The sequence below is a fragment of the Fluviicola chungangensis genome, assembly GCF_007558725.1.
GTDB lineage: Bacteria > Bacteroidota > Bacteroidia > Flavobacteriales_D > Crocinitomicaceae > Fluviicola > Fluviicola chungangensis.
On record NZ_VLPL01000007.1, the window covers coordinates 138,735 to 152,218 of the forward strand.

Genomic DNA, 13,484 nt, shown 5'->3' on the forward strand with positions numbered 1-13,484 from the left:
TTACAAAGTTAGGAAATAGACCCTTTCGAAATACTTTTCCTTATTTTATGCGGGTTTGAAGGTAATCCTGGAGGATAATAGCTGCACTTACCGTATCAATTAATCCTTTTTGCTCCCGGCTTTTCTTCTTCAATCCACTTTGTGCAATAACTGCCGAAGCCATTTTGGAAGTAAACCGCTCGTCCAATAAATTGACCGTCACTTCCGGAAAATTCTTCTGAACCGCTTCTTTTAATAAACGTACATTTTGAGTAATGTGTGAGTCGGAAGCATCTAATCTTTTCGGTTCACCGATGACAATCTCAACTATTTTCTCTTTCATAACGAGCACCTTTAGTTCATCCATCAGGGTTTTACTGTCGATGGTTTTTAACCCGAATGCGAATAGTTGCCCTTCATCCGAGAGTGCCAAACCGGTTCTTTTCAGACCGAAATCAATTGCGAGAATTTTGGACAAGTGAGAACATTTTAAAATCTGACACAAAAGTAAGGCAAAAAAATGGTCTAGGGTTTACAACCCTAGAAAGGTCATTTCTACAGAAATCGTAATATTCGCACGCGCGACCCTCCTTTCAACCCTATAATTTTCTAATTTTGCCCAAAATCAAAACATATGCGTTCCATTATTGAAGCTGCCTGGGAAAACCGGGCATTACTGGATCAGGTTGAAACCCGCCAGGCCATTGAACATGCGATAGAAGATATCGACAAAGGAATCTTGCGGGTTGCCGAACCAAAAGAAGACGGTTCCTGGCAAGTAAACGAATGGGTGAAAAAAGCGGTAGTGATGTATTTCCCGATTCGAAAAATGGAAACCATTGAAGTGGGACCATTCGAATTCCACGATAAAATGGCACTGAAGAAGAATTATGCTGAATTGGGGGTTCGCGTTGTTCCTCATGCCATTGCACGTTACGGAGCATTTGTTGCACCCGGAGTTATCATGATGCCTTCCTATGTCAATATCGGAGCTTATGTGGATTCCGGAACCATGGTTGATACCTGGGCAACGGTTGGTTCGTGTGCTCAAATCGGGAAAAACGTGCATTTGAGCGGCGGCGTTGGGATCGGTGGTGTATTGGAGCCTTTACAGGCTGCCCCGGTCATTATCGAAGACAATGCTTTTATCGGATCACGTTGTATTGTGGTAGAAGGAGTTCGTGTAGGTAAAGAAGCTGTTTTGGGAGCAAATGTGTGTTTGACAATGTCGACAAAAATTATTGATGTTACCGGAACGGAACCGGTTGAATTGAAAGGCTATGTTCCGGAACGTTCGGTAGTCATCCCGGGCTCGTACACCAAATCGTTCCCTGCGGGAGAGTTCCAGGTACCTTGTGCATTGATCATCGGAAAGCGCAAAGCATCAACCGATTTAAAAACCTCTCTGAATGATGCCTTGAGAGAACATAATGTGGCGGTATAAGCAGGAATATCCAATTTAAAATACAAGGGGCGCGATGAATCGCGCCCCTGTTTGTTTATGGTTTTTCCTCTTCTTTCTTTTCCTCTTCGAATTTCTTCTTCTCTTCTTCCAGCTTTTTCTTTTCAAGCTCCAATTTCTCCTGCTCGAGTTTCAGCTTTTCTTTTTCGAGTTTTACTCGTTCCTCTTCCAATTTCTTTTCGGGATCTTCTTCCGGTATAGATTTACCTGTTCCTTTTTCCAGCTCCTCTTTTTTCTTCTCAGCATCTTCCTGTTTTCGTTTGGCATCTTCAGCCTTTTTTCTCAGGTTATCTCCTTTACCATCGGGATTCAATTCGTCCATTCCCGGAATTTTTGGGACTTTAAATCCAAAGCGGGAAGAAACCCCGGTTGAAATAAGCGGCCCTCCGATCCCGATTTCAAAGTTCATCCCAACGAACTTGGAGAAGTAGTAACGGAATCCCCAACAAGTCCTCATCGAAATCGGAATGGTAGGAAAACCGCTCCAGAAACCATCTTTATCTTCTGTTTTAACCCCGTTAACGAACGTACTTCGGTATTTTGCATTGCTCCCGATCCCGATTCCTCCATACATATCCAATCGTTTACTTTTTACCGGGAAATGGAAATTAAACCGGGCCTGTATACGTACGCGGCTCATTTTTCGTTCGTAGTTATTCGTATAGGAAATTCCATCCACTACCGAATCCAACCGATCGTATGTCACACTGCTTCCACTGTAAATTGCATCTACTCCTATTCCGAACCAATTGTTCAGGAAAAATTCGGTTCGCAACCCTGTTGGTCCCGAACCCCGGCTGTGGATATTCGAAATATTGTCATCGTCTTTTACCGCTCCAAGGATGGAGCTTTTTAATCCGGGAAATAAACTGGTGTAATTAGGGAATCCATAATACGGATCGTTGATCAGGTTCCATTTGGTGTTGGCTTGTCCAGTCGCATTGAATACGAGCATTATGGACATAATACTTCCAGCAAGAGTAAAAATTCTCTTCATAAATTGTAGCGTTTTTGGTTTTTACTTTTGTGTAAAATAAAACCTTCTCTTTTACAAAAGAAGGTTGATTTACGGTCTAAATTTTAATGGTGACGAAATTAAAATTTTAGTTCACCCATACCCCATACTTCGGACCTGAATTCGTAAATTACGTGTTTCAATGAGTGTCTGACAGAATTCATTATGCTTGCATATTTCTATGTAAAATCAAAGCAAAGAGCTCTACTCATTTAGTAACAAACTGGCACAGAGTTTACTAAATAAAAAAGCACAAGCTTATTAGAAATTCAGCATAACTATCATAAACAAGTAGGGGCGCGATTAATCGCACCCCTACTTGTTTTTATTTTCCTTTTAGTTGTTTTGATCCTGCAACTTAATCAAATTCAATGCTGACCCTGCTCTAAACCAGTCAATTTGCTGATCGTTGTATGTATGATTCAGTTTGATATTTTCTTTCGAGCCGTCAGCATGTACAATTTCCAGTGTTAACTGCTTACCCGGAGCAAAATCTACCAAATCAATGAAGTTGAAGGTATCGTCTTCCAGGATTTTCTCGTAATCTGCTTCATTGGCGAATGTCAATCCCAACATTCCCTGTTTTTTCAGGTTTGTTTCGTGGATCCGAGCAAAGGATTTTACAATGACAGCACGAACACCCAGATGACGCGGTTCCATGGCAGCATGCTCGCGAGAAGAACCCTCCCCGTAATTGTGGTCTCCCACAACGATTGAAGGAATCCCTGCCGCCTTGTAAGCCCGCTGTACTGCCGGAACTTCACCTACCGAACCGGTCAACTGGTTTACTACTTCATTGGCTTTTCCATTGAATGCATTCTCCGCACCAATGAGCATGTTATTTGAAATATTATCCAGGTGACCACGGTAACGCAACCACGGGCCTGCCATTGAAATGTGGTCGGTAGTACATTTTCCTTTCGCTTTGATTAGCAATTTTGCTCCGAGAATATTTTGTCCGTCCCAGGCAGGGAAAGATTCCAGTAACTGCAAACGCGTTGAATCCGGCTTCACAATGACCTGAACACCTGATCCGTCTTCAGCAGGAGCCTGGTAGCCCGGATCATCCACATCAAACCCTTTTTTAGGAAGTTCATCGCCATGCGGAGGCAATAATTTTACTTGTTCTCCTTTGTCAGTTGTTAAGGTATCTGTTAGCGGATTGAATCCCAAATCACCGGAAATTGCCAAAGCCGCAACCATCTCAGGTGAAGTTACAAACGCGTGTGTATTCGGGTTTCCGTCAGCTCTTTTCGAGAAGTTCCTGTTGAATGAGTGCACGATCGTGTTTTTCTCCTGTTTGTCCGCTCCTTCACGGTCCCACTGACCGATACATGGTCCGCAGGCATTGGTAAAGACTTTCGTCCCCATTTTTTCGAAAGTTGCAATGATCCCGTCGCGCTCGATCGTATAACGCACCTGCTCGGAACCCGGGTTGATCCCGAATTCTGCTTTTGGAGTAATTCCGTGCTTTACAGCCTGTTCCACAATGGATGCTGCACGCGACATATCTTCGTAGGAAGAGTTGGTACAAGACCCGATCAGTCCCCACTCGATTTTCATCGGCCAACCGTTCTCCAGTGCTGTCTCCTTCATTTTGGAAACCGGTGTTCCGCGGTCCGGGGTAAATGGTCCGTTAATATGTGGCTCCAATGTATCCAAATCAATTTCGATCACCTGGTCAAAGTACTTCTCTGGATCAGCATACACTTCTTTGTCTCCGGTCAAATGCTCGGCGATCCGATCTGCTTCCGCAACGATTTCTGCACGACCTGTTGCATTTAAGTAACGGCGCATGGAATCATCATAACCAAAGGTAGAAGTTGTAGCTCCAATTTCTGCCCCCATGTTACAGATCGTTCCTTTTCCGGTAGCGGAAAGCGAAAGCGCTCCGTCCCCAAAATACTCGACCACCGCTCCTGTTCCACCTTTTACGGTCAGGATATCCGCCACTTTCAGGATTACATCTTTGGCAGAAGTCCAGCCGTTCAATCTTCCTGTTAATTTCACACCGATCAGTTTCGGGAATTTCAATTCCCACGGCATTCCGGCCATCACGTCCACCGCATCAGCACCACCGACCCCGATGGCGATCATTCCTAATCCACCGCCATTTACGGTGTGAGAATCCGTGCCGACCATCATCCCTCCCGGAAAAGCATAATTTTCCAGCATCACCTGGTGAATGATCCCAGCTCCGGGTTTCCAGAAACCAATTCCGTATTTATTGGAGATCGACGACAGGAAGTTGAAGACCTCGTTGTTTTCATTCAAAGAACGCTGCAAATCGGCATCAGCTCCTACTTTTGCCTGGATGAGGTGATCACAATGCACCGTTGAAGGAACAGCTACTTTCTTTTTACCGGCTTGCATAAATTGCAATAAAGCCATTTGAGCAGTTGCATCTTGCATCGTTACGCGATCCGGAGCAAAATCCACATACGATTTACCACGCTCGTGTGTCACCGTCGCGTTTCCATCCCACAAGTGGGCGTATAATATTTTTTCTGTCAAAGTCAGTGGGCGACCAACAACTTTTCGTGCAGCAGCTACGCGCTCGGGAAAAGCAGCGTAGACTTTTTGGATCATGTCTAAATCGAAAACAGCCATTTTTAAGTTCTTTTTGTATACCTCTAAATTTAAGCATTAAAAAAATAACGGGTATCACATGGAATCGATAAATGCATTGATTTTTTCTATACAATCCACGTGACATGAGAATTAATATGTATTTTCAAACACCGTTCGTTGTCAGTACCAGATACCTACATTGAGAACACTTGGCCTGATAGCCTAGTGCATGTAAACGCGTTATAACCAATGACCAAACCAAGAAATATTATGAAAAAGATCATGAAATCGCTATTGATTGCAGCCATCATCTTAGTCGCATCCACCAGCTGCGAAAAAATATCAGCACCAAACGAGTATGCTGAAAAAATATTTGGACAATGGGACTATAAATCAAACTCGGGTGGTTTTTCCGGAGCAGGAGGCAGCTCTAGGTTTTCTAATAATAACTGGTTAGAAATCACCGATAAAGGTTGCTTTATAGTTCATGAAGGTACGAAGAAAAAAACGAAGAAAAAATTCAAAATCGAAATGAAAGAAAGTATTTACGATACGAATCAAAGACCTGCGCTAGTGTATAAGAATGGGGGACATGAAACATATCAAATATTTGGAGACACTTTATTTCTCAGCGATGAATCTTATGATGGATATTCTTATCTTTTCGTGAGAAAATAAATGTGGTACACGGTGTACAAAAAGAGCCTTGTATTACCATAAATGCATGGATTTTTTCTATGAGCGAAGGGTTGTGTTTCAATAGTAAAAAATACAGCTTATGTCGAACACGGATCGCGCAGATTTCGCAGATTTATTTGTTCGTTGCACGGAGACTGATTGGGGTGAATTGTGTTTCAAACTGGTGATTGGTTGTTTCACGGCGTTCTCGGTTTCTACAACAAAGAATGAAAATGCATGAATTTTTGACACGACTTTGAATACCAGTCCAATTCAGATTTATTACGTTTTTCAAAATGGATGCAGAAAAAACAGCAGAACTTAAAAAAAGAAAACAGCAACTACAGGAGGAAGTTCGACTGAAGGGGTTAAGAAATAGAATTGCCTTTCAATTGGCTTATTTAGACGAAATAGACCAGCCGTACACCATTCATTATGAGAGTGAAAATCTCCATTGGATTTATTCAACTGTACAAACAAGAAAAAAGGATGGCTATTTTGGAATCCATGGAGATTTTCAAATGGATGTTAACGATTCAACAACCATAGAAACTATTGAGATGAGAAAGGAAGAATTGAACTCCGGCAAATTTCAACAGCAGTTTTTAGCACTCATTCCGGATACGACAAATATCGTAATATGCTATGATGGTGGTGATCCCGAGTTAGAAATTTCAGCAAAGACCTTTCTATCAAATCCAACAAAATTTATTTCCCATCCCGACACCTGGATAATTACCACCGACAAAAAATGGATTATCGAGCATATCCTAGACCAGGAGGCCATTAGATTCATTCAAATACAACTGTCTACACCAACTTTGGTTAAGAAAATACTCTTTAAATAAACAAACGATTTCTTAACTGGCACAGGAAATTTATTTCGAGCTTACAGTTCATCGGTCGACTTTGAACAACTGTCGGTAAGAAAAATTGGTTATTTTAGATTGCATGAACAAGCACCAACCCGGGCTTGAAAAATAACTGAACGATGGCCTATAACGAAGAAATGTTGGAGCGGATACGCCAAGTATTGTTCTCCAAAGAAGTGGATTTCGAGGAGAAGAAGATGTTCATGGGAGTTTGCATCATGGTTGATGATAAAATGTGTTGTGGTACACACATTTCCAAGAATAGTCAGGAAGATCTTCTTTTTTGCCGAATCAGTGATGAAGACTATTTGAAAGCCGTGGAACGAGACGATGTTTTACCTATGAAAATGGGCGAACGGGTCATGAAAAATTACATCTACGTCATGGAACACGGATTCAGCAGTTCAAAGGAACTGGATTACTGGGTCCAATTGTGTTTAAATTACAATCCCAAAGCAAAATCGAGCAAGAGGAGGTGAAATAAAAATCACTGCCTTTGTATTTGCAACTTCGCTGGAAAACGTCTCTAAATAAGAAAGTTCCATCTCGTAGATAGAGAACCCCAAGCTGACGGTACACCGATCCACCATTTTCCAATCATCATAGATCTTCCTGCTTACCACATTTGCCGGATGTTTAGCGATTAAATACGAATATGTTGGGAGGGGAAACGCGTGCCGAAGTTTGTTTGAAAAAATAAGTAAGTTAGTAAACTTGCTAACAACTATACTCTCCACAACGCACTTCACAACCCATTGCGTCCGAAATAGTTACCTCGCATTTCAGGCGAAACAGAAATGAATGCATTTCTAAACAATTTCTGCTATTTTTACCCCCAACTCACTGCTTATGCTTATACTCGTAACTGTTGGATGCTCCGTTCTGGTCTTCGGATTGATTTTCCTGTTCATCGTCAAAAAAAAGACCAAAATCCACGCGATTGATGCCGTAGTGGCGGATAACACCTTAAACTTCTACCATATTTTTGGTCACAGCATGTACATGCCCGACGATTCTCCGAGTTATGAAGTTTACCGGCATTATGTGTTCAACCTGTCCAACTATCAGTTCACAGCCGGAGACCATCAACGGGGAAAAGGGATTGACCTGAACAGTCCGTTTGTGGAGCGGAGTATGGAGACACTTTCCAAAAAACTGGGACGAACACTCAGCCCGGCACCCAACAAGGCAATCAAACATCCTGAAATCAAAGTCATTCACCGGGATCTGAATGCCAGCGATACCGAAGTGATGGAAAAAATTCCCGCCAACGCCTTTGTGGTAACCAAACTGCGTGAAAATGACATGGGGCTGTCAAAAGTACGCCTGGAGATCTACCGCAACGGGATTGAAATCCGGAAGCATGAATTCAGAGGATGGGCGGAGCACGATTTCCGGATCTATGAAACTCCTTTCTCCAACCAGGTCCTGATGATCTACTCCAAAGGAGGAATCAATTTCGGAATAGCGCTCGCTGTCATCGATCTCACGAACGGAGACTTTTTATTCGACCAGTACATTACCGAAACCAAAAGAAACCGATGAAACAACTATTACTCACAGCATACAATGCAAGGCCCACGGAATATTCTACTACACAAACAGTTCTATTATTTGCGGGTACCGCCCTATTTGTGCTGGTGTTTTTCCTGGTCGTAAATCGATTGCGGATCAAAAGCCAGACAAAAATAGGACACATTACCCACATTTTAACAGATGAAAACCCCCGTTACCTTCACCTCATTTCAGAGCTTTCATTGATGAAGAACAACCTATGTTTCTTTCGGCATTTATTGTTTGATTTATCAGAAAAAAAGTTCTATTCAGGTGACAGTCAGAAAGGAAACACCTTCCAATTCGGCAGTCCGTTCATGAAACGATCGGTTGTTGCACTAATGGAAAAGCTGCACATCAAGCTGAGTCCACATTTCCCTGAAGATTCCGAACCAGAAGATTCCGATAACTGGGAAAACAATGAAGCATGGGAAGACTGGGACGAGACGGATGAATCTCATGAACCGGAACTGGAGAGCATCGAAATTGAAGTGGTCGATTACGAAGAACCTCCGCTCACGGAAATTCCGGTTCACAAACAATATACCGGAGACGACCTTCTCAGATCGAATAAAATTACCGACAGTGCCTATTTCCTGCTCACCGAAAACGAGCAGAGCGAACAGTCAACATTGACGTATGTCCGGAACAATAAGCGCATGGGAAAATACAACCTGAAACTGAAATATGGCAATCTCAATAACCTGTTGATCCTTCAGAACGGAAAGCTTGCTTGTTTCAGCTACGAAAAATCCACCATTACAGGGAGCTCGCAAGCCCTTTGTCTATTGAATCTGGATTCGGGTGTACTGGAATACGATCAGGTGATCCGCGCTTAGGTCCGGCAAGAGAAATCTATTTGGGACTGACGATGCACCGGTCTAGCGGCATCTAAAGAAGGTCATTTAGGGATTTTATAATTCCAATCAAACATCTTTACAATAAAAAGCCCCGACACTTCGACTACGCTCAGTGACCGGGGCTTTCATTATTTTATTTCTGACTAATTAATTCGCCAACAGCTTGTGAGAAGGAGCAAATTTAGTCAATGCAATACCATCCACCGCTTTCGTGTATTCTTCAATCGTTGGAGTTCTTCCTAAAATCGTAGAAAGAACAACCACCGGTGTGGACGAAAGCAAGGATTCCCCTTTTTTACCTTCCGCATCTTCTACTACACGGCCCTGGAACAAACGGGTGGATGTTGCCATCACCGTATCTCCTTTTTCAGCTTTTTCCTGGTTCCCCATACACAAGTTACATCCTGGACGCTCCAAGTACAACATGTTTTCGTATTTCGTGCGCGCTTCGCCTTTCGGAGCATCGTCGTTAAACTCAAAACCGGAATATTTCTGCAATACTTCCCAGTCGCCCTCAGCTTTCAATTCGTCCACGATGTTGTAAGTAGGAGGAGCAACTACCAACGGAGCTTTGAATTCCACTTTCCCGTTTTGCGCTTCTACGTTTTTCAACATTTGAGCAAGGATCTTCATATCGCCTTTGTGGACCATGCATGAACCGATAAAGCCAAGATCCACTTTTTTCGTTCCTTCATAGAAAGACAGCGGACGGATCGTATCGTGCGTATAGCGTTTGGAAACATCTTTGTTGTTTACATCCGGGTCGGCGATCATCGGCTCAGCAATCTGATCCAAATCAACCACTACTTCCGCGTAATATTTCGCATTGGCATCCGGGGTCAAAGCCGGTTTCTCACCCGATTTAATTTCAGCAATACGCTTATCCGCTTTGTTGATCAATCCCTGAAGCACCTGGCGTGCGTTATCCATTCCTTTGTCGATCATAATCTGGATACGGCTCTTCGCAATTTCCAATGATTCGATCAACGTATCGTCTTCTGAAATACAAATGGAAGCTTTTGCCTTCATTTCTGCTGTCCAGTCTGTAAAAGTAAAGGCCTGATCCGCAGTCAATGTCCCGATATGAACCTCGATGATTCTTCCCTGGAACACGTTCTCCCCGCCAAATTGATGCAACATCTGTGCTTGCGTAGCATGCACCACATCACGGAAATCCATGTAATCTTTCATCGTTCCTTTGAACGTCACTTTTACGGATTCCGGAATCGGCATGGAAGCTTCACCGGTAGCCAATGCCAAAGCAACAGTTCCGGAATCGGCACCGAAAGCAACACCTTTCGACATTCTTGTATGTGAGTCGCCACCGATGATGATCGCCCACTCGTCTACCGTAATATCATTCAATACTTTGTGAATAACATCGGTCATTGCGTGGTAAACACCCTTCGGGTCACGTGCAGTAATCAACCCGAAGTCATTCATAAACTTCATCAGTTTCGGAATGTTTGCCTGTGCTTTTTTGTCCCAAACGGAAGCCGTGTGACAACCGGATTGATACGCGCCGTCCACAATCGGTGAAATCACCGTAGCAGCCATTGCTTCCAATTCCTGGGCCGTCATCAAACCGGTTGTGTCCTGAGAACCAACGATGTTTACTTCTACCCGAACGTCAGAACCTGCGTGCAATACTTTTCCGGGAGCCACTCCAACTGCATTCTTGTTGAAGATCTTTTCTACCGCTGTCAACCCTTGTCCCGGAACAGAAACCTCTTTTGACGGGGCAAATACGACTGGCGCTTCGATTTCCAATGTTTTTGCAGCAAACGTCTGGATCTTCTTACCAAACACAATGGCATAGGAACCACCTGCTTTGATGAATTCAATTTTCTGAGGAGTAAACGCTTTGGAAACGTCGATCAACTCCTGATCACCATTATATAATTTCTTTGTTTTTGTATTAATGGTCAAAACCGTACCTGTAGCAACCGAATACGCTTCTTCCAACACCGGATCACCGTTTGCATCGCGAACCGGGTTTCCATCCGCATCCAGCTTTTTCACCCAGTTTTTCAGGTCCAAACCGATTCCACCCGTTACATCAACCGTAGTCAAGAAAATCGGGGAAATCCCGTTGGTACCTCCAACGATCGGAGCAAAGTTTACGAACGGCACATACGGACTCGCTTGTTTCCCGGTCCAAAGTGCCACGTTGTTCACTCCCGACATTCTTGACGAGCCGACACCCATCGTTCCTTTTTCGGCGATGAGCATCACGCTTTTGTCCGGATGCTGTGTCTGTAAAGCCTTGATTTCTTCCTGTGCCTGTGGTGTGATCATACATTTCCCGTGTAATTCACGGTCAGAACGCGAGTGCGCCTGGTTACCCGGAGAAAGTAAATCCGTTGAAATATCTCCTTCACCGGCGATGTAGGTTACTACTTTGATTTCTTCCGGAACTTCGGGAAGTTTCGTAAAAAACTCTGCTTTCGCATAGCTTTCCAGGATTTCCTTCGCGATGGCGTTCCCGTTCTGGTATGCATCCTTTAAGCGTGCAGTATCTGCGTCGTAAAGGAATACCTGTGTTTTCAATACATCCGCAGCTTGCTTTGCGCTATCCGCATTGTTTCCTAAAGCCAAATCAAGCAATACTTCGATGGAAGGCCCACCTTTCATGTGTGACAACAGTTCAAAAGCAAAAGCCTGAGAAATCTCGTCAACCACTTCTTCACCCAGGATGATGTGCTTTAAGAATTTTGCTTTCACAATTGCTGCACTTGTTGTTCCCGGTAAAGTGTTGTAGATAAAGAATTTTAGAGAATCTGCCCTGTATGGATTAGTGACATCTTTGATCTGCTCAACAATCTCGCTTAATAATTCAGCGCCGTCAATGGGTTTAGGGTGAAGGCCCTGCGCTTTACGCTCTTCAATTTCTTTGATGTATTCTTGATAGGTATTCATAAAAGGAAAACTTGCTTTTGAAAGTTGTTTTTTAACAATTTATTCGACGCGCGAATTTAGCTAAAAGCAATGGAAACTGAAACACAAAAGAAAGGAGGAAAGTATTATTCCTATTTATTCAGATTGGTTCTAAATTAACCGCATAACGTTCTATCCTGCAATAAAACCAGATTCTTGTTTCAGCTTTAAATAGTTATCTTGCCAATAATTCAGTGAGCCAACCATCGTATCGATTCCTTTAGATTAGCGAATTTCTCACTCAATCTATTGATTTTAAGATTTTATTCCTACCTTTGCACCCCGCTAAGTGTATCTTGGCGGACAATTAGTATTAATAACAAATAAGTTTAATTATGAATTCTTACGAAACTGTTTTCATTCTTACTCCCGTTTTGTCTGAAGACCAGGCAAAGGAAGCAGTGCAAAAGTACGAAAGCGATTTGGCTGCCATGGGTGGTAAATTAACGCATTCTGAGAGCTGGGGCCTAAAAAAATTGGCTTACCCGATCCAAAAGAAATCAACTGGTTTCTATTTCTTGTTCCAATTTGATGCTGAAGGTTCAGTGATCGCTGAGTTGGAATTGGCTATGAAACGTGACGAGCGTATCATGCGTTTCCTGACTGTGAAAATGGACAAGGACCACGTTGCTTACGCAGAGAAGCGTCGCAAGAAAATGAGCGGAGCTCCGGTTGAAGCTTAATTATTAATTACCATTAAATTTTAAGAACATGTCACAAAACGATATTCGCTATTTGACTCCGATCAACATCGAAATCAAAAAAGATAAATACTGCCGTTTCAAAAAAAGCGGGATTAAATTCATCGATTTCAAAGACGCTACTTTCTTGTTGCGTTTGGTAAACGAGCAAGGGAAAATCCTTCCTCGCCGTATTACCGGAACTTCTGCTAAATACCAGAAGCGAGTTAATAAAGCTATCAAACGTGCTCGTCACTTGGCTATCTTGCCTTACGTTGGCGATATGTTGAAATAGTCTTATTGTTTAATTTTAAAGACAAGAAATCATGGAAGTAATTCTTAAGAAAAATATCGATAAATTAGGTTACAAGGACGAAGTTGTAACTGTGAAGCCAGGATACGGACGTAACTTCCTGATCCCTCAGGGTTACGCTTCTTTGGCTACTCCTTCTGCGAAAAAAGCGCACGAAGATATGATGAAGCAACGCTCTCACAAAGAGTCTAAAATCGTTGCGGAAGCAGAAGCAATTGCAGCTAAATTGGCTGAGGTTACCGTGAAAATCAGCACGAAAGTGGGTGAGAACGGTAAAATCTTCGGTTCTGTTAATACAGTTCAATTGTCTGAAGCTTTGAAAGCTGCAGGATTTGACATCGACCGTAAAGCTTTGAAAATTAAAGACGAGCCAATCAAAGAAGTTGGAACGTTCGAAGCTGAAGCAAACTTACACAAAGGTGTGAAGCCTGTGTTCAAATTTGAAGTAGTAGGAGAATAAGATTTTCCGACTCGAATATGCAAGTCCCGTTGTTCTCTGAGCAGCGGGATTTTTTTTTGTTTAACCACGAAGCGCACCAGGGGCACTAAGACATTATTATTCA

At 42.8% G+C, this 13,484-nt stretch carries 14 protein-coding genes; 10 read left to right on the forward strand and 4 right to left on the reverse strand.

The features are described from left to right. Positions 1-40 precede the first annotated feature (40 nt). Complete coding sequence (ruvX, locus tag FO442_RS14175) at positions 41-457, reverse strand: Holliday junction resolvase RuvX (RefSeq protein ID WP_144333863.1); 417 nt, start codon at positions 455-457, stop codon at positions 41-43. A gap of 156 nt (positions 458-613) precedes the next feature. On the opposite strand from ruvX, the gene FO442_RS14180 reads away from it, so the two are divergent. Further along, a complete protein-coding gene (locus FO442_RS14180) occupies positions 614-1,423 on the forward strand; it encodes a 2,3,4,5-tetrahydropyridine-2,6-dicarboxylate N-succinyltransferase (RefSeq protein WP_144333864.1) in 810 nt (269 codons plus the stop codon). A 55-nt stretch (positions 1,424-1,478) separates the two neighbouring features. On the opposite strand, the gene FO442_RS18735 is transcribed toward FO442_RS14180, so the two are convergent. Beyond that, positions 1,479-2,438: a hypothetical protein gene (locus tag FO442_RS18735; RefSeq protein WP_186280137.1), complete on the reverse strand. Its 960-nt coding sequence runs from the start codon at positions 2,436-2,438 to the stop codon at positions 1,479-1,481. A gap of 354 nt (positions 2,439-2,792) precedes the next feature. After that, the gene (locus FO442_RS14190) at positions 2,793-5,066 is read right to left on the reverse strand and encodes an aconitate hydratase (protein ID WP_144333865.1); all 2,274 of its coding nucleotides are present in this window, start codon (positions 5,064-5,066) and stop codon (positions 2,793-2,795) included. Between the two features lie 231 nt (positions 5,067-5,297). Here FO442_RS14190 and FO442_RS14195 point away from each other — a divergent pair, with 231 nt between their 5' ends. The 6 genes from FO442_RS14195 (at position 5,298) to FO442_RS14215 (ending at position 8,970) form a co-directional block, all read left to right on the forward strand. After that, positions 5,298-5,705, forward strand: coding sequence for a hypothetical protein (locus FO442_RS14195; RefSeq protein ID WP_144333866.1), 408 nt, complete (start codon positions 5,298-5,300; stop codon positions 5,703-5,705). Positions 5,706-5,805: 100 nt separating this feature from the next. Next, positions 5,806-5,946 carry a hypothetical protein gene (locus FO442_RS18740; protein ID WP_186280139.1) on the forward strand — a complete coding sequence of 47 codons (141 nt, stop codon included), beginning with the start codon at positions 5,806-5,808 and terminating at the stop codon, positions 5,944-5,946. Positions 5,947-6,001: 55 nt separating this feature from the next. Next, complete coding sequence (locus FO442_RS14200) at positions 6,002-6,553, forward strand: hypothetical protein (RefSeq protein WP_144333867.1); 552 nt, start codon at positions 6,002-6,004, stop codon at positions 6,551-6,553. A gap of 143 nt (positions 6,554-6,696) precedes the next feature. Further along, positions 6,697-7,056 (forward strand): TfoX/Sxy family protein, encoded by a 360-nt coding sequence (locus FO442_RS14205; protein ID WP_144333868.1) that lies wholly within the window; start codon positions 6,697-6,699, stop codon positions 7,054-7,056. Positions 7,057-7,426: 370 nt separating this feature from the next. Further along, on the forward strand, positions 7,427-8,122 hold the full coding sequence (locus tag FO442_RS14210) for a hypothetical protein (protein WP_144333869.1): 696 nt from the start codon (positions 7,427-7,429) through the stop codon (positions 8,120-8,122). Then, positions 8,119-8,970 carry a hypothetical protein gene (locus FO442_RS14215; protein WP_144333870.1) on the forward strand — a complete coding sequence of 284 codons (852 nt, stop codon included), beginning with the start codon at positions 8,119-8,121 and terminating at the stop codon, positions 8,968-8,970. Before FO442_RS14210 ends, FO442_RS14215 begins: the two co-directional genes overlap by 4 nt. Before the next feature lie 168 nt (positions 8,971-9,138). On the opposite strand, the gene FO442_RS14220 is transcribed toward FO442_RS14215, so the two are convergent. Then, the gene (locus FO442_RS14220) at positions 9,139-11,910 is read right to left on the reverse strand and encodes a bifunctional aconitate hydratase 2/2-methylisocitrate dehydratase (RefSeq protein ID WP_144333871.1); all 2,772 of its coding nucleotides are present in this window, start codon (positions 11,908-11,910) and stop codon (positions 9,139-9,141) included. 353 nt (positions 11,911-12,263) lie between these two features. Here FO442_RS14220 and rpsF point away from each other — a divergent pair, with 353 nt between their 5' ends. Genes rpsF through rplI form a run of 3 tightly spaced genes read left to right on the forward strand, consistent with a single transcriptional unit; the run spans position 12,264 to position 13,381 of the window. Further along, positions 12,264-12,611, forward strand: coding sequence for a 30S ribosomal protein S6 (gene rpsF / locus FO442_RS14225; protein ID WP_144333872.1), 348 nt, complete (start codon positions 12,264-12,266; stop codon positions 12,609-12,611). 28 nt (positions 12,612-12,639) lie between these two features. Beyond that, positions 12,640-12,903 (forward strand): 30S ribosomal protein S18, encoded by a 264-nt coding sequence (gene rpsR, locus FO442_RS14230; protein WP_013685774.1) that lies wholly within the window; start codon positions 12,640-12,642, stop codon positions 12,901-12,903. Between the two features lie 31 nt (positions 12,904-12,934). Next, a complete protein-coding gene (rplI, locus tag FO442_RS14235) occupies positions 12,935-13,381 on the forward strand; it encodes a 50S ribosomal protein L9 (protein WP_144333873.1) in 447 nt (148 codons plus the stop codon). Positions 13,382-13,484 lie beyond the last annotated feature (103 nt).